Below are 17,258 nucleotides of genomic sequence, written 5' to 3' on the forward strand. Positions count from 1 at the left end.
TGTTATATATGTTTAAAATTCTAATAATTTGAGTTTGAACTGGATGGCAAAATTCTGTTTAAAATTCGGAGTGGTGTAATAGCCGACCCTGTAAAATAGTCCTAAATTGAAGTAACTGGATAAGAAGTTATTCCATTCCAGACCTACTTCCTGATACAAATGGTCTAATTTTCTGAATCTGAACTGATGGTATTCCGGATGTTTCATATCACCGATAGTACCTCGCAGTACAAAATCGAAGCTGGAAATATTCTGCCCAAAGCTCTTAAAGTATAGAGGAAGCTTATGGGTAAAATAGTACGCGATGAATTTATCATTGTAATATTTTCCGCCTTCCAGTGTGGCAAAGCCAAGATAGGAGGTGAGGTTGAAATTGAAATCCTTTCTCGGAGAGGCCAGTCCGTTCATGGTAAAATGTTTCCAGATCGGGGCTTCTCCTAAAACGATTCCTCCGTATAGCCTGAAACCTGTAGTTCCGAGCATGGTTTTAAAGTTATGCACAAACAGGGCATCGAAACGGGTGTAATTGAAATCTCCACCCAATGCTTTGTAACTCTGTTCATAATTCAAATACAGCTCCGGATACTTCTGATCGATGATGGATTTTCCCTGAGGAGTCATAATATTCGTGGAATTCGGAGAATATTTTAGGGTGAATAAGGTATTGAAATTATCAAATGCAGCACCTCTTCCTCTGAACTCATAGTCGAATTTAGCTTCCTCAATATTTCTCTTTACGGCAAAAACGAGGGTTAATCCGTTGGTTACATCATTCAGATAAGACAGGGAAGCTCCTCTGAAATGGTAATATTTATCATTGTTGATGTTATTCCCGTAATTCATCGTTCTCATTTTGAAGTTCCACAACCTTCTGTAAAACTCTCCGGAAGAGGTTACATCATTGTAATATTCAATTCTGAAGAATGAATTTTTATCCAGTGTGGTCTTCATATCCAGCCCGATTCCGTATTTCCATTTATCGTCTTTAAAACCATAAGCAAAATAATAATCCGGGGAGAAATAAGGATTAAAAGTCTCATTCAGCTTGGCCTTCAATCCAAGTCTGAAGCCTTCATACAAGTTATAATTCACGATTTCATCCACTGCAAAATCTACGATTCCCGCTCTGATCTGTCCGTTGATCAGTCCGGTCAGAATTCTGGCTTTGCTGTCGATATTATATTTTCTGCCCAGACTGTCGATCGTGGTGTAGGTATTACGCTCTCTTTCGGTAAGAGGATCTGTTCTGTAGCGGTCCAGCAATTGTCCGTCTGCATTTTTTACTGAGAAAGTATAGCCCCTGAAGTTTTTGGGATCTTCTTCTACAGGCGATTTGAAATCAAAATAGGTAGAGGTGAGAAAGGCGTAAGTTCCGAAACTTCTCCGGTCTTTTTTTTCAGGTTTATTTTCTGGATTCTCTTTATCATCCTCTTCCATGGCCATTTTGCTCATCCGCAGTTTTACCTTTTCCTGAGCCAGAAACCACTTGTTGTTATAGAAAATCCAGGTACTCGTAATAATTCCGTCATTTTTATTTTTGCTGAAATTTTCAATCTTCTGTATCCCGTAAGTTTCTGTATCTACATAGATCGCACCGTTGTATTTTCGTTTTTTATCCTGCTTTTTGTAGTTCACTTCACGGAACTTAATGACAAAAGTTTTTCTTCCGTCTACCTCGATGGTATCAGAGAGAAAGAACCTGTACAGGCCTCTGTTTTCCTGCTTGATCTGGTTCGGAACCTTATCTCTGTTGCTCTGCTGGATGGCGATCATCTCATACATCGGTTGTTTAAGACCAGAAATTCTGTTGTCCAGGATATTGATTTTTTCACCGTATTTTTTTGAATAGATGAATTCCTGAGCTCGTTCCCATAAGAAGAGTTTGCTTTTGGAAAAAATCTGCCTTGCAGAAATGTTATTCAATGAATCTTTTTCTCTTTTTCTTTTGAAAAGATTGGCATCATCAAAGAATTTACTGAATTGGGTAATGCTGTCTTCATCAATATCCAGAGAAACTTTTTCGTAAGATTTGAAAGTGTAAGAATCCAGACTTTTAGGTGAATTGTCTTTAAACATTTTATTCACTTTTTTAAGGATCTCCAAAGCTCGCGGATCACTTCTGTCTTCAATCACTACTTCCTCAATAGACGTGGTTTTAGATGTTTTTTTCGACAGCGAAACTTCCATATCATTTTCTGCAGTGGCGGTTTCTTTTTGATAATGTTCCGCTTCAATTTCTATAATGTTGCAGGATGCGTTGAATTCCAGTATTCCCTGAACATTGGTATAGCCGAGAATTTTGCCGCCGCAGGATACCTTTGCATTGGATACAGGCTTACGGTCAGTTTCATCTATGACTTTAATCTTTGATTGTGAATAACCAAAGAAATACATCAGAAAAAACAATAATAGTAAAAACCTTTTCATGCAAAAACTAGTTCAAAAGTAATAATATTTCTCCTTTTGGAAAAGTTTTTATGATTTGTTATGACATTGATTTAATCTAATATTCTGATTGTAAAAACAAGTTGGATATCAATCAGTAATATATAGGAACTGTTGTTAAATTGATACCGAATTCCCGAAATTAGTAACGATCATTTAAAGCCCCCATGAAATCAATAATCTGATCAATTTCTTTATCTGTAAGATTCAAAGGGGTATCTGATAAAGTTTGATTTTCTACTTTAAATCCGAACCCTTTTCCACCGCCTTTATTATAGAAATTCATGACTTCTTTCAACGTCTGGTAGCCTCCGTTATGCATATATGGAGCTGTTTTGCTGATGTTTCTTAACGTAGGTGTTTTAAACGAATGCTGAAGAGAAGCTACCGTTTCATGGAACTTTCCTCTGCCGGGATCCTGATCAAATGTTTTATTGTTGCCGTTCACTGCTGTTCCCAATACTTCCTGTTCTGTTTTTTTGAAATTTGGAGGAACGGTTCCGTTAAACAATGGTACAAAATGACAGATTGCACACTGGGCTTTCCCCACAAAAAGATTGAAACCCTGCTTCTGGTTTTCGGTCATGGCCGATGTATTTCCTCTCATATATTCATCAAAATCCGAGTTGAATTTAGCCAATGAACGGATATAACTTGCCAGTGCATTCTGTAACTGCCAGGTTTCTGCTTTTGGCTTTTTGAATATTTTTTTGAATTCAGGAAGATATTTCGGGTCTTTGTTGATCTTGCCAAGGATCACATTCAGGTCACCGTGCATTTCTTCTTTGTTGGAAATGACATCAGAGCTCTGACCCTCAAGATCATCTTTCCGCATATCCCAGAACTGCCCATGCTGAAACCCTGCATAATTGAGTGAAGGAGCATTCCGCTGTAATTCTGAATTGGCCAATGACAACGATTTGGGTAATCCGTCTGTAAAGGCTTTTTCCGGAATATGGCAGGTGGAACAGCTTCTGTCATTATTATTGGAAAGGATTTTATCATTAAAAAGCTTTTGGCCTAAGTCTGCTTTTGCCTGCGAATAAGCGAATTCTTTTCCCGGTGTGAAGGCATTCGGATCAAATGCATTTTTAGAGTAAAAAGTAGGCGCATTTTTACTTAATGCTGACGTAACTTCTATGTCCGGAATGCTTTCCTGCTTTTTAAACTCAAGCATTAAAGATGAAATTTTGTTCAGGTGGTCCGGAATAAAATTCACATAATCAAAAGTATTTTTATCTGTATTTTTCTTCAGAACGGCAATCGCTGAATCGATAGCTGTATTGAGATCTTTTAAAGCTTTATCTTTAGAATGTTCCGTGGAAATTTGTTTCAGGGTAAGCCGGATTCCTTCCAAAGCGTAGGGCATTTCTTTTAAAAACGTTCCTGAAACCGGGGTGTCAAATCCTGAGATCCCTAAACTTGAAATTCTGAAAATTTCCTGTCGTACCGCATCAAAAATCTGATCTTTACTGATGGAAATCGTCTGGAAATTAGTTTTTATCGTATTGCTTTTGTTGGTCAGTTTCTTCAGGAGACGGATGGTTTCTTCCTTATTCTCTGTGGTGTAAGGATAAAAGAGTTCTTCCAGTACCTGAAGACCTTCCGGTTCCAGTTCTGTATGTTCATCCATTTCAATTTCCGGAAGGGCAGGCCCGTTGATGAATCTTGCAGAATGAGGAAGGAAATATTCTACCGCCCATTCCATTTTTTTATAAGTTTTTCTGAGGGCTTCAAATTTTTCCTGAAGCATTTTTTCATCGGCATTTTTGGAAATAAGAACCAGCAGTTCACTGATCTGTTTTTCAAAAGCCGCATTGGTTTTCAGGATTTCACTTTTTACGGCAGCCATGTCTTCATTCACAGGCTGGTGCTTATCGTTCTTACACTGCCAGAGTACAAAAAAGATCAGTGTTGCGAATACAGCGAAAAGAATAGGGTATTTTGAAAAGATTTTCATAGGTATGAAAAAGTACCAACGGAAGATGTTCCGCTGATACTTCTATTTTTGTTGAATAGGTTATAGTTATTTCTCTACGTTTCTGATGATAACGATCTGTCCGCCTTCTTTGTTGGTATTAACACCGGCTCCGTCTGCATTTTTGAATTTATCTTTCTGCCATGTATGAGAGTGGATGTTAACTGCAAAGGTATTCGGAAGTCCGATGATATTTGAGATGTCTACCATTGCACCAAATTCCCATGAACCAAATTTCTGCAGGTTTCCTGACTGGTTGTAAGCCGTCTGCCATGCTGAGTCTGTTCTGTTGTGCTTCATATTCAGCCATGGTTTGTATTGTTTTGTAGCGATATTCAGCTGCCAGATATAAGAATCGTGAGCGGCGGCTGTATAATAAGAATCACCGTCTTCCTGAATATAAACATAGTTCTCCGTTACACAAAGATTGTCCGGATTAATCAGGTTATTTCCAGGATTGGAATCTCCCTCTGCTGCTACTTCCAGTTTTCCTGCCAGCATATTGCTTTCATTCAGGACAAGTTTGTAGACTCTTCCCCACATCGTTAAACCTGGTTTAGGGGTTACACCATCTGAAGATTCACCGGTAGCCGTAAAGTAGATTTCTCTTCCTTTTCCTGCTCCTTTTCTATAATCAACATCTTCCACTCTTGAAAAACGGATGGCATTATTGTCAATATTCTTTTGGTTGATTTGTGCGCCTGTAAGGTTTTTAGCATTAGGAATTTCCACGAATTCTACATCGTAAGAACTTCCTTTTACCATATCGGTTTCCGTATAATTGTTGTTGGTTCTTTTTAAAGCGTACAGTTTTCCGTTTTCTAAATCTCCCGGTGTGTTGGAAACATACATGATCAGCTGTCCGGCAGACTGATGTGAAGAAGAGTAGGACTGATCTTCGCCAATCATGATATAGGTTTTTCCACCTGAGATATCTTTAGGAAGGGGTACTGCATTTTCCATAGAAGCTTTTCCCAAAGCCGGTTTTACCCTGCTCTGATCGGAAGCCTGGGAGGCCGGAGCCAGTGGATTAAGCGCATGCACCATACTTTCTTCACCAGATTCTCCTGCGGTAAGGAATGCACTGAAACCATGTGTTTCTGGGGTGGCAAGCGTTGCAGAACATAATCTGGTCATCCCTCCGATTCCGTTCAGGATATATTCTCCTTTGAAAGGTCTGAATGTTTTATCTAAATATACTCTTGATACGGATTGGGTGATCTCGTGGTTGGTGATCATCAGGTACCCCTCGGAATTAGGATCTTTCATGATTCCCATTCCGTCCGGCTGGCCTGCAAAAACAAAGTTTGGAGATCCGGAAAGGACATCAGAACTTGAAATCAGGGTGGTGATGTTCAGATTTTCAAAACCTGGCATTCCGAAAACAAAAGCCGGTTCCTGAGAGAAATTCTCAATTTTAATGTTAGAATTTATAGGTTCATTTCCTTCTGAGGGATTGTCCTCATTATTATCGTTACAAGCCTGAAATACGGCAGCAGCAAACAATAAGACTCCGATAGTTTTGTTCATTTTCATACTTACTTTTTTTGAATTTCGATTTGAAACAAAACTAGAGGTCTATTGTGAATTATATTTTAAGAAGAGAAAACTATTAGTTTAAGTTTGCATAATGTTTTGTTAAGGTAAAGTCAATAATTAGAACAGTTATAAATAAAAAAAAACTTCTGAAAATTTTCAGAAGTTTTTTTATTGTATGATATAAGATCTGTGACCTTAGATAGTTAATGCTTTTTGGTAGGCATTTTCCAGCCCGTCAAGGTTTTTACCGCCTGCTGTTGCAAAGCCCGGATTTCCACCGCCGCCGCCCTGGATCTCTTTTGCAAGATCTTTAACGATAGCTCCGGCCTGATAATCTGCTGCAAGGTCGTCAGAAACACCTACGGTGATCATTGGTTTACCATCTGCATCGGAAAGAATGATCGTTACTGAAGTAGGGATCTCTCTTTTCAGCTGGAAAACAATGTCTTTTACAGAGCCTGCATCAAGGGAAGTTTTCTTCACAAGAAGCTGCTTGTTGCCTTTTTGCTCGTAAGCGTTTTTCCATTCTCCGATTTCACCTTTCGCTTTTTCTTTTTTAAGAGCATCTGCTTCAGCTTTAAGGGAAGCGTTTTCTTCAATCAGCTTTTCAATGGATCTTACGACATCTTTAGATTTCAGTAACTGGGAAATTTCCAGCATCTGTTGTTCTAAATTTTTGAAGTATGCCTCAGATTCATCTCCGGAAATCGCTTCAATTCTTCTGATTCCTGCTGCTGCAGAACCTTCGGAAGTGATCTTGAAATGACCGATCTCACTGGTGTTTTTTACGTGAGTTCCTCCACAAAGTTCTTTTGAACTTCCGAACTGGATCATTCTTACATTATCCCCGTATTTTTCACCAAATAAAGCCATTGCGCCTTTATCCAGAGCCTCCTGAATAGGAATACTTCTGAATTCCTGTAAAGCAATGCTATCTTTGATCTTCTGGTTTACTTTCTGCTCGATTAATGCCAACTCTTCTTCCGTCATTTTGTTGAAGTGGGAGAAGTCGAAACGCAGATAATCCGGCCCCACATAAGAACCTTTCTGTTCTACGTGAGTTCCTAAAACCTCTCTTAACGCTTCGTGTAAAAGGTGGGTCACAGAGTGGTTAGCCTGGGAATTCTTTCTGTCAGTAACATCTACCTTAGCATAGAAAACTGCTCCTGCATCTTTAGGAAGACCGTTGAGGAGTGAAATAATCAGTCCGTTTTCTTTTTTGGTTTCCAGTACTTCGAAGCTTTCCGTTGCATTTTCCAGAACTCCTTTATCTCCAACCTGGCCTCCGCCTTCCGGATAAAATGGAGAGTTGCTTAATACCACCTGGTAAAATTCTCCGTCTTTATTTTCTATTTTTCTGTATCTCGTAATATAGGTTTCTGCTTCAAGCTGGTCGTATCCTACAAATGCTTCAGGTTTTTCTTCCAGTATTACCCAGTCGTATACTTTCTTAGCATCTCCTCCTCTGGAGCGGTCCTGCTGTTCCTTTCTTTTAGCATTAAAGCCTTCTTCATCAATGGTCAGTCCTTTTTCTTCTGCAATAATTCTTGTCAAATCATCAGGGAATCCATAGGTGTCATACAGCTCGAATACTTCCGGTGTAGGCAATACTTTCTGGTTGTCGGCAATGGTTTGCTGGATCAGTTTTTCAACTCTTACCAATCCGTTTTCAATGGTATTCAGGAAGGATTCTTCTTCACTTTTGATCACTTCAGTTACCAACTTGCCCTGCTTATCGATTTCCGGGAAGAATGGTCCCATCTGTTCCTGAAGAACAGCCACCAGTTTATATAGGAAAGGTTCTTTTATATCTAAGAATCGATAAGAATAAGAAACCGCTCTTCTTAAGATTCTTCTGATCACATATCCTGCTCCTCCGCTTGAAGGAAGCTGTCCGTCTGCAATAGCAAAAGCAACCGCTCTGATGTGATCTACCACCACACGGATCGCGATGTCTTTTTCATCTTCTAAAATTCCGGTATATTTTTTTCCAGAAAGTTCTTCCACTTTAGCAATAAGCGGAGTGAATACGTCGGTATCATAGTTGGACGATTTGCCTTGAAGCGCCATACACAGACGCTCAAAGCCCATTCCCGTATCTACGTGCTGTGCAGGAAGCTTTTCAAGGGATTTATCTGCTTTTCTGTTGAATTCCATGAAAACCAGGTTCCATACTTCCACTACCTGCGGATGGTCGTTATTGACAAGCTCAAGCCCTGAAACTTTAGCTTTTTCTTCCGGAGTTCTCAGGTCAACGTGAATTTCTGAACACGGTCCGCATGGTCCGCTTTCTCCCATTTCCCAGAAGTTATCCTTTTTATTTCCGTTAATGATTCTGTCTTCAGAAATATGGGATTTCCAGAAGTCATAAGCATCCTGGTCTCTGTCAAGGTTTTCTGAAGCATCACCTTCAAAAATGGTTACGTATAAATTCTCTTTAGGAATTCCATAAACTTCCGTCAGTAATTCCCAGGCAAAAGCAATAGCATCTTTTTTGAAATAATCCCCAAAAGACCAGTTTCCTAACATTTCAAACATAGTATGGTGATAGGTATCTCTACCTACATCATCTAAGTCGTTATGCTTTCCGGAAACTCTCAGACACTTCTGTGTATCGGCAATTCTTGGGGCGGTAGGCGTTTTATAGCCTAAGAAAAAATCTTTGAACTGCGTCATTCCTGAATTGGAAAACATAAGGGTAGGATCGTCTTTCAGCACAATTGGAGCTGAAGGAACGATAAGGTGGCCTTTACTTTTAAAATAATCTAAAAATTTTTGACGTATCTCTTGTGATGTCATATGTATTGCTTTGCTTTTTAATCAATTTTATGATAAGATGCAAATTTAAAGAAAAAAAACCTTTGTTGAAACTAACGATTCTTATATATTTGATTTCTTAAAGCTATTTAATGAGACCCGTTTTATTTTTTATTTTACTATTCAATTTTTCTTTTGCCCAGACTATATTTTCGTTTAATGAGATCAACTCTGTGAAAGATCCGGGATTAAAGACAAGTTTAAAAAATCAAGAAAAGACGGTGAATGCTATTTTGAAAATCCTGTCAATAGGTGATGAGGGAAGAAGAATAATGGAAACCAGAACTTCCGGGAAAATGTCATCATTATCCCCGGAAAATCCTATAGAGAATAAAATTTTAAAAGCGGATTCATTACTTCTGATTCAGTACAGGAGCTTTGAAAAGAATAAAATTGCTATCAAAGTAAAGGGAGATGAGAAAGTGTCGGCACTTTTTTATACTCAGGCGATAGATAAGATCAACGCTTCGTATGTGAAATATAATAAAGGCATTGGTATCTTTCAAAAATACACGGTATATGACGAGAAGAAAAAGATGAAAAGGTATCATGTTTTTCCCGGATGTGAAAAGTTTGCCGATAATCCGGATGAACTCAACACCTGTGGAAAGAAGCATGTTGCGAATGCAATATCTTCTCAAGGGATTTCAGAGGATGCAGATTCTTCAAGAGCAAGACCTCTCACCCTTATTTACGGTGTTACTACGAAGGGGGAGTTTCTCGTAAAGCAGATGTATATGTCTTCCAATGATTTTTTTCTTGATATGAGTGTAATAAGTGCTTTGAAAGCATATTATAAGAATAAGAAAGTACTGCCGGCAATTGCTGAAGATGGCTTGCCTATGCATACTCTAAGGTATTATGATTTAAAATTGGAAATGTAATCCCGGGATCTGATATAAAAATAAAAATGACGAAAGATGAAGTGCTCAGAAACTGGATAGACCAATATTCCGGACCACTTTTGAAGAAGGCCTTCTATCTGCTATCCAATAAAGAGGATGCTCAGGATATGGTTCAGGACGTTTTTTTGGCTGCATTTTCGTCCTATGATTCTTTTGAGGGGAGAAGTCAGCCAATAACCTGGCTTATGGCTATCCTGAACAGAAAAGCTGCTGATTTTTATCGCAAAAAGTATAAATCAGAACCGCAGATCAGCCTGGATCATTTTTTTGATGAAACAGGTTCTTGGAGGAATGACGGAGTTTTAAATGACTGGAATGTTTCAGGTCAGGAACCTGAACTTCTGGATGCCCAAGATTTTAATGAAATACTGGAAAGTTGTATTGATAATTTACCCGCCAGGTGGAAGATTCCGCTGAAAATGTATTATCTTCAGGAAAAAAAAGCCCCCGAGGTAAGTCAGGAATTACAAATTTCTACGACTAATTTGTGGAAGATCCTTCAAAGAAGCAGAATGCAGTTGAGAGAATGTCTGGATCTGAACTGGTTTGCCAACTTATAACCATACTTGAAACATGTTGAGAAAATTTATTCATATTTTGTTCCTTCCATGCAGTACCGCTACGATGCTGATGGAGAAAAGAAATGCGCGGACCATTTCCCGAAAGGAAAACTGGCAGCTTTCTATGCACCTGAAGATCTGTAAATGGTGCAGGGCTTATGAATCGAAACTTAAGATTTTAGATGATATTTTAAAAAGAAAGCTGGCTCAGAAAGAAAGTGATGAAATAAATGATTCTGAAATTCAGTGTTTTAAAGAAAAAGTTCTTAAAAATTTAGATCTTTAGAAAAATAATTGTCAGGATTCTGAATCTGTTCCGACTATACTTTTGAAAATAATAAAGTATCATTCAAAATCCTAAAAATATGAACGGAACATCACAATTCAACAGTCAATCTGTAACGTATCAGACAGGTTATTATATTTCTCTTTTCGGGGCATCGCTTATATTGCTCTGGATCGGAATTTTTAAGTTTACTCCTACAGAAGCCGCCGCTATCAAACCTTTGGTTGAAAACCATTTTCTTAGTTTTTTCGTATATGATATTATGAGCGTTCAGGCAGTGTCAAACACTATCGGAATAATAGAAATTATCATTGCCCTATTATTGATATTTAGTGTGAAATTTGCATTATTACGTAAGTATGCAGGCATTGGAATGACCGTAACTTTCCTGATTACATTAAGTTATCTGTTTACCACACCGGGTATATGGAAAACAGTGGACGGAGTTCCTGTCACGGATTTCTTTATTCTGAAGGATCTGATTCTTTTAGGATTTGGCCTGATGATTATAAGCAATAAACAATAAAATGGATAAAAAGAAAAAAATGAAAAATATATTGATTGTCCTCGGAATTATTCTGGGGGTTGCAGTTTTTGCTGCAGGATCCGGGTTTTTTAACAACAGAAAGCCCAAAGTAGTAATGAAAGAGAAAGAAAATCAGGAAATTATGGATAATAAAAATGTCAGAGAGATTTATTTTGCCGGAGGATGTTTCTGGGGTACCGAACACTTTTTTCAACAGATTCGAGGAGTGGTAGGAACGGAGGTAGGCTATGCCAACGGAAATACCAAAAATCCAACGTATGAGGAAGTGGTAAGCCATACCACAGGTTTTGCAGAAACTGTAAAAGTAAAATATGATCCCGAGCAGGTAGATCTTAAGTTGCTCATTGATTTGTATTTTAAAACCATTGATCCTACCAGTAAAGATCAACAGGGTAATGACAGAGGAAACCAATACAGAACCGGAATTTACTTTACCGACAAAGCTGATGAAGCTGTGGTAAAAGATGAGGTTCAGAAGCTGGCTAAAAATTACAGTAAACCTATTTTGGTAGAAACAATTTCTTTGAAAAATTTCTACAAAGCAGAAGATTATCACCAGGATTATCTGGATAAAAATCCGGGTGGATACTGCCATATTGAACCAGGACTTTTTGAAATGGCTAAAAAAGCCAATCCGCTTCCAAAAGCAAAATACCAGAAGCAGGATAAAAAGGCTTTGAAAGGAAAATTAACCGCAGAACAGTATAATGTGACCCAGGAAAACGGAACGGAGAGACCCTTCCAGAACGAATACTGGAATGAAACCCGTGAAGGAATCTATGTAGACATTACTACCGGAGAACCTTTATTTATTTCTACGGATAAGTTTGAATCAGGATGCGGATGGCCAAGCTTCTCTAAACCAATAACCAAAAAGCTGATTGATGAAAAACTAGACCGTTCTCACGGAATGGACAGGGTAGAGGTAAGGAGTAAAACCGGAGATGCTCATTTGGGACATGTTTTCACAGATGGTCCTGCGGATAAAGGCGGTCTCCGTTATTGTATCAACAGTGCTTCCCTGAAGTTTATTCCAAAAGCTGAAATGGAGCAGAAAGGGTACGGGGAATATCTGCCTTTGCTGGATAAAAAGTAATAGAAAATAAATGAAAAGTGGAAGGGTGAATTTTAGGATTCATCCTTTTTTTGTTTTTAATTTCTTTTGTCTTGAAATCGAAGATTCGACGTAGCCAAACAAAAGAAACAAAAATTCAAGACCTGGAATTCTCTGCTAAAAATGATCCTGTTCACTAAAATGTAGACGGGATATGGACAGGAATTTTTCCTGTCCTGTGTTAAGCCGTCTCTTCGGGACTGTGTTTGTTTACGGACGGCAATACCAGATGCCGGAAATGATTTTCCAAATGTCTTTTTTTTCAGAGAAAAAGATTGGGTTGTTTTTAATTCATATAACCAAAAAACACCCTTTCGGGTGTCTCATGGCAGTATTACTAAAAAAATTACAGGATATTTTTAATAATTCAATTTTCTTTAAGTTTTGATCTCAGTTTGGCATTCTCAGTTTTTAGCTGATCGTTGATGCGTTTCTGTATGTTTATTTCTTCTTCCAGCAGCTTGATTTTTCTTTCTGCCAGATTTGAAAATTCTTTAAATTTTACTTCGTAACGCCCGGCAAGATCGTCAAGGGCATCTTTGTAGAGCTTGACCAGTTTGTCGGCGTTTTCTATTTCTTTTCCTTCATTGTCGGCATCCATTCCAGCGACTTCGGCATTCATTTTCTTTTTTCCGAAAACGAATCCTGCCAGGCCTGTAGCCAGAAGTCCTAAAAAGGTGCTTAAATGTTCGGTTAGTATTTCTTTCATATAATATTATTTATTTGTTGTTAGCTCATTGCGGTGTAAAGGCGGATTTCCATGAGACCTACATTCCCAGAAATTCCTATTGGACGGAAATCAAGCATTCTGAAAATATCCAGGGAAATGGTTCTTGCATCTAAAGATTTGGTACGACAGCTTACAAGATCTTTATCAAAATTGTTTATTTTACTGTCGAGCCACCAGTTTCCGTAATGCTCTTCTTTAAAGGTTCCGAGGTATTTGCCTTCTGAATCTTGTTTCCACTCGATATCACCAATTGTATTCTCAAGAGTAAGGAATACAGGGTCAAAATTTCCGTTGTCAGTAAATTGAATAAGGGCGGTGTATACTTTGTAAGGTCTTGCATATTCATATTCAAGTTTCTCCTCTACCCATTGTTTCTGAACAAAAGAGTTAGGCTCATAGTTGTAACCATAATAGTCTGCTCCTAATAATCCGGGGCCTCTTAGATCAGATTTTACATCAATATGGGAATTACTGCTGTCAATATCAATAGATTTGAAACCATTTGACATGCAGGCTTTAGAAGCGGTGACTGAAACATTTGAATTTTGCGTGGTCATTGAAATGAGTCCATCATTAACATTAATTACTGAAGGGCCACAGTATAACATTCCTATGGATTCATTTGAAAATTCAAGAGAACCATTAATTGGTCTCCCCGGAATCGTACCTGTTAACGGGATATAATTTACTTTATCTTCAGTTCCGAATGTACCATCCGGTCTTGCTACGATATTTTTGGTATAGGAAGCATCTGCTGCAGGCATTCTCAATACCTGTAAGCTGGTATCAAACCTCAGCCATCTGTCTGCAAAGTTTCCTTCAATGAAGTGGGTTTTGTAGTAATTATTATCTTTTGCAGTGAAGTTATTGATAATGAATTTATTGTACTGCTGTCCATTCAATTCCAGGTTGGATCCGATAATAATACTATTTTCACCCCAGACTCCCATAGGATGTCCGGTGGTATTGGCTCCGATGACAATGTTGGAGGACCATTTGCCGCTTCCTCCTTTACCCCAGTTCAGGCCGGCCTGATAACCCAGGAAGGTATTATTATTTCCTTTGATATTACATCCGGTCCATTTTCCGAGCATGGTGTTTCCTGAACCACCTTCAATGCCATATCCTGCTGATACCCCTATTAAGGTATTATCGTCACCGGTGGTAAGTCCTTTCGCTGAATCAAGTCCCAGGGCAACGTTGGCTCCTCCTGTGGTAAGACCCTGTGCCGCAAAATGCCCTATTGCCGTGTTGGATGAACCATCAGTAATGGCTGGCATATTATTATACCCAATGGCAATATTGTATACTCCGGTATGGGCAGGATTGATATTTCCAAAGGAAAATGAATAGGTTGCCGGATTGGCTCTTAAAACGGCATCTTTACCAGGTTGCCCGGTTCCTTCTGTTTCTTCAGTGAAGGCAATTCCTTTGGGAGCATAATTGTTACGGTTCATCACTGATGTCAGTGTTTCAGCGGTAGCAAGTACTGTAGAAGTAACCCCCTCTCTTCTTTCAATATGGTAAATACCGTCTGTTAACGGTTTATCCACTTTGCTGTCTAAACGCTCCGGCAGTCCTTTTACCATTGATATGGATACCGTAGAAACTCCTGTATTGAGATAGTTGTTAACATTCTTTTTATCGCCTCCTATATAGAAATACAGGGTGTATTGAGGTTCAGGGATTAGAACCGGATCGGGACCGTTTTCTCTTATTTCCGGATAGTGCGGGATGGCAATGATATCACTTTCTTCATACTGATAAGCATCAGAACTGTTGATAAAGTCATCAAGGGTTTCTTCTGCTGCTTTAAAGATTCTGGTCAATGCCAGTGCTTCCAGTTTATCAGCGGTAATTTTTCCTTCAGTGTTTACATAATCATCAATCATCATGAACTGGTCTTTTGACTGGGTCTTTGTATACACGTTCCCGATAAGCGGATCACTGTCTACTGTGGCAACATTCTCGGGAAGTTCACCTACATTTAAAGCTGTTTTCCATGCCTGTTTATCGGAATCGGAAAGGTTGGATGCGTTTCTTTTAGCTAAAAACGCGGCATGTGCTTCAGGGTCTGAAAGGTGAAGTTCATATACCGATTTATCTACTTTATTTTGCAACAGATTTTCAAGACCTGTCACTTTGCTGGTTGGTATAGATTCATCTTTGTGCCAGAATGAAGACCATGAAGCCTGGAATTGTTCCTGGGTAGGAAAGTCTCCGGTTTCAAAGTAGCTGTATATAGTATTTAATGGGATTGACATAATTTTTATAATTGAATAATGATCTTATATATTTTGCTTAAAATGTAAAAGCCTGAACAACAGATCCGCTGATGGTTTTCTGTCTTGAACTGTTTGAAGTAACCAGTGATAAGGAAACTGCTTCTGTTGTAGATGTAATGGACTGAATGATGGAGGTACTGCCTACTGTCACAAACTGAGTATAAACATTCCCCTGTCTCATGATAATAATATTGGCATTGAGAACTGCAGCACCCGGCTCAATTTTGGTAGTAAGGGATGAAGTATTATTCCAAACCAATACAGATTCATAGCCGCCACTTCTGAAACTTGAACCTATTACTCTTAAAAATGAATTATCTGCTAAGGTTAAAGGAATGCTTTTCTGAATTAAACCCAGGTAGCCATAAAAATCATACGCATCACTTGCAGTAGATGGCCCCACTGTTGAAAGAGCCATATTCATTTCCAGATAGAAGTTGGTGTTGGCTTCAAAAACAACATCACTTTTAGCACTTGCTACAATAACATTGGGTTCGTAAGCATACGCTTTATTGTTGGGGCTTGAATTATACTTGAACAATCCTCCGTTCATGTTAAATATATTTCCTTCGTGTTCCGGTGTATATGATTTGGTTTCCCATTTAAGCCCGCTGATATCAATATTGTTGATGGTATCCACAACATTGATGGAGCCTGTCGTTCTATGTACCTGGACCGTTGGATTAGTTGTTCTTATGACCAGATTATACTTATTGCCGGACTGTAGAGAATCACCATACACAGAAACAATCATCGATAATCCGTTGGCAAAAGTCTGGAATCCTAAACATTCAATTTCGCCTGTTCCGATAGCATTTCCGGCCGGTATAAATTTAATGGAAGTAAATGCCGGATTGACATTGAGGTTTAATCCCTGCAACACAAAGTATCTGACAATATGATCATTTTTAATAACAGGAGGAGTGAGCCCATATACATTCAGATTTCCGTTGGAGTATTGGTTATTCCAATCGATTCCAAATTGTTCTTTCTGAACTTTGGTGAGCTTTGCAGGCAATTTCAAAAATTCAGACGGCAGATCTTCATTGGTTAAAATGGTCTTTTTGATTCCCACACTGTTTGTGAATAAAAGGCTTCTGTTGAAGGCGGTAATCTGATTATTGACCGTTTCATTATTGTCCTCTAAAATATACCCTGTACTTCGCACTCTTCCCGTTAAATGCAACTGTTCAGCAGGGGTTGTTAATCCTATTCCAAGCTTACCGGCATTATGGAAAACACCTGATTCTTTAAAATCAGTTCCGTTCCAGTACAGAAGGTAGTTGGAGGCAGGGTTGACTGCTTTCCAGGTGACTGCTCCGTTCAGAAGAGAAGCGATATAGTTTCCTGAAGCAGTGGGCTTGTCCATTTTGGTGTTCAGGACATTCTGTAAGCCTTCCACCATTCCTATGGTTACATTGGATAAGCCGGTTGGAAGGTAGTTTTCAACGTTTGTTTTTTCACCGCCGATATAAAAATACAGGGTATATTTCCAGTCTGCAGAAGGGATTGCAATAAGATCGCTTTCTTCATACTGGTAGAGATGAGAATTATTGACAAAATCCTGAAGGGAATATTCATTTACCTTAAAAATCCTAGTCAGTGCCAATGATTCCAGTTTATCCGCGGTAATCTTTCCGTCATTGTTTACATAGTCATCAATCATCATGAATAAATCTTTAGATTGAGATTTTGTATAAACATTTCCTATAAGCGGATCACTGTCTACCGTAGCAATATTATCCGGAAGCTGCCCCACATTCAAGGCTGTTTTCCATGCTTCTTTGTCTGCATCGGAAAGATTGGCTGCGTTTTTTTTAGCTAAAGCTGCTGCGTGGGCTTCCGGATCGGAAAGATGCAGCTCATACACGGATTTATCTACTTTATTCTGTAGTGTATCAGTAAGGTTGATGACCTTGTCTGCAGGGATGGAATCATCTTTATGCCAAAACGATGACCATGCTGCCTGAAACTGTTCCTGCGTTGGGAAGTCTCCGGTTTCAAAATAGCTGAATATTTGGTTTAAAGGTATTTTCATTGTTCAGTTGAATT

12 protein-coding genes are annotated in these 17,258 nt (G+C 38.7%); 5 read left to right on the plus strand and 7 right to left on the minus strand.

Features of this window, described 5'->3' with window-relative positions; translation table 11 throughout:
* Positions 1 to 12 precede the first annotated feature (12 nt).
* The 4 genes from J2Y40_RS00930 to alaS form a co-directional block, all read right to left on the minus strand.
* Positions 13 to 2,427: a hypothetical protein gene (locus J2Y40_RS00930; RefSeq protein ID WP_309995924.1), complete on the minus strand. Its 2,415-nt coding sequence runs from the start codon at positions 2,425 to 2,427 to the stop codon at positions 13 to 15.
* A 160-nt stretch (positions 2,428 to 2,587) separates the two neighbouring features.
* A complete protein-coding gene (locus J2Y40_RS00935) occupies positions 2,588 to 4,405 on the minus strand; it encodes a cytochrome c peroxidase (protein WP_309995927.1) in 1,818 nt (605 codons plus the stop codon).
* A gap of 66 nt (positions 4,406 to 4,471) precedes the next feature.
* Positions 4,472 to 5,959: a hypothetical protein gene (locus tag J2Y40_RS00940; protein WP_153394385.1), complete on the minus strand. Its 1,488-nt coding sequence runs from the start codon at positions 5,957 to 5,959 to the stop codon at positions 4,472 to 4,474.
* Between the two features lie 198 nt (positions 5,960 to 6,157).
* A complete protein-coding gene (alaS, locus tag J2Y40_RS00945; protein WP_153394383.1) occupies positions 6,158 to 8,761 on the minus strand; it encodes an alanine--tRNA ligase in 2,604 nt (867 codons plus the stop codon).
* Positions 8,762 to 8,871: 110 nt separating this feature from the next.
* Here alaS and J2Y40_RS00950 point away from each other — a divergent pair, with 110 nt between their 5' ends.
* From J2Y40_RS00950 to msrB, 5 genes are all read left to right on the plus strand, one after another.
* A complete protein-coding gene (locus J2Y40_RS00950; protein ID WP_309995930.1) occupies positions 8,872 to 9,663 on the plus strand; it encodes a hypothetical protein in 792 nt (263 codons plus the stop codon).
* Between the two features lie 26 nt (positions 9,664 to 9,689).
* On the plus strand, positions 9,690 to 10,244 hold the full coding sequence (locus tag J2Y40_RS00955) for a sigma-70 family RNA polymerase sigma factor (RefSeq protein WP_153394379.1): 555 nt from the start codon (positions 9,690 to 9,692) through the stop codon (positions 10,242 to 10,244).
* 13 nt (positions 10,245 to 10,257) lie between these two features.
* A complete protein-coding gene (locus tag J2Y40_RS00960; protein WP_309995934.1) occupies positions 10,258 to 10,530 on the plus strand; it encodes a hypothetical protein in 273 nt (90 codons plus the stop codon).
* Between the two features lie 79 nt (positions 10,531 to 10,609).
* Complete coding sequence (locus J2Y40_RS00965; protein ID WP_309995937.1) at positions 10,610 to 11,056, plus strand: DUF417 family protein; 447 nt, start codon at positions 10,610 to 10,612, stop codon at positions 11,054 to 11,056.
* A gap of 19 nt (positions 11,057 to 11,075) precedes the next feature.
* Positions 11,076 to 12,173 (plus strand): peptide-methionine (R)-S-oxide reductase MsrB, encoded by a 1,098-nt coding sequence (gene msrB, locus J2Y40_RS00970; protein WP_153394373.1) that lies wholly within the window; start codon positions 11,076 to 11,078, stop codon positions 12,171 to 12,173.
* 385 nt (positions 12,174 to 12,558) lie between these two features.
* On the opposite strand, the gene J2Y40_RS00975 is transcribed toward msrB, so the two are convergent.
* Genes J2Y40_RS00975 through J2Y40_RS00985 form a run of 3 tightly spaced genes read right to left on the minus strand, consistent with a single transcriptional unit; the run spans position 12,559 to position 17,244 of the window.
* The gene (locus J2Y40_RS00975) at positions 12,559 to 12,900 is read right to left on the minus strand and encodes an LPXTG cell wall anchor domain-containing protein (protein ID WP_153394371.1); all 342 of its coding nucleotides are present in this window, start codon (positions 12,898 to 12,900) and stop codon (positions 12,559 to 12,561) included.
* Between the two features lie 20 nt (positions 12,901 to 12,920).
* Positions 12,921 to 15,185 (minus strand): hypothetical protein, encoded by a 2,265-nt coding sequence (locus tag J2Y40_RS00980; protein WP_309995940.1) that lies wholly within the window; start codon positions 15,183 to 15,185, stop codon positions 12,921 to 12,923.
* Positions 15,186 to 15,222: 37 nt separating this feature from the next.
* On the minus strand, positions 15,223 to 17,244 hold the full coding sequence (locus J2Y40_RS00985) for a hypothetical protein (protein ID WP_309995941.1): 2,022 nt from the start codon (positions 17,242 to 17,244) through the stop codon (positions 15,223 to 15,225).
* Positions 17,245 to 17,258 lie beyond the last annotated feature (14 nt).

The organism is Chryseobacterium sp. 2987 (assembly GCF_031456375.1).
Lineage (GTDB): Bacteria > Bacteroidota > Bacteroidia > Flavobacteriales > Weeksellaceae > Chryseobacterium > Chryseobacterium vaccae.

Excerpts from the sequence above, each read along its gene's own strand:
- J2Y40_RS00930 (WP_309995924.1), bottom strand. The coding sequence starts at position 2,427 with ATGAAAAGGTTTTTACTATTATTGTTTTTTCTGATGTATTTCTTTGGT.
- alaS (WP_153394383.1), bottom strand. The coding sequence starts at position 8,761 with ATGACATCACAAGAGATACGTCAAAAATTTTTAGATTATTTTAAAAGT.
- J2Y40_RS00950 (WP_309995930.1), top strand. The coding sequence starts at position 8,872 with ATGAGACCCGTTTTATTTTTTATTTTACTATTCAATTTTTCTTTTGCC.
- J2Y40_RS00955 (WP_153394379.1), top strand. The coding sequence starts at position 9,690 with ATGACGAAAGATGAAGTGCTCAGAAACTGGATAGACCAATATTCCGGA.
- J2Y40_RS00935 (WP_309995927.1), bottom strand. The coding sequence starts at position 4,405 with ATGAAAATCTTTTCAAAATACCCTATTCTTTTCGCTGTATTCGCAACA.
- J2Y40_RS00940 (WP_153394385.1), bottom strand. The coding sequence starts at position 5,959 with ATGAAAATGAACAAAACTATCGGAGTCTTATTGTTTGCTGCTGCCGTA.
- J2Y40_RS00985 (WP_309995941.1), bottom strand. The coding sequence starts at position 17,244 with ATGAAAATACCTTTAAACCAAATATTCAGCTATTTTGAAACCGGAGAC.
- J2Y40_RS00960 (WP_309995934.1), top strand. The coding sequence starts at position 10,258 with ATGTTGAGAAAATTTATTCATATTTTGTTCCTTCCATGCAGTACCGCT.
- msrB (WP_153394373.1), top strand. The coding sequence starts at position 11,076 with ATGAAAAATATATTGATTGTCCTCGGAATTATTCTGGGGGTTGCAGTT.
- J2Y40_RS00980 (WP_309995940.1), bottom strand. The coding sequence starts at position 15,185 with ATGTCAATCCCATTAAATACTATATACAGCTACTTTGAAACCGGAGAC.
- J2Y40_RS00965 (WP_309995937.1), top strand. The coding sequence starts at position 10,610 with ATGAACGGAACATCACAATTCAACAGTCAATCTGTAACGTATCAGACA.
- J2Y40_RS00975 (WP_153394371.1), bottom strand. The coding sequence starts at position 12,900 with ATGAAAGAAATACTAACCGAACATTTAAGCACCTTTTTAGGACTTCTG.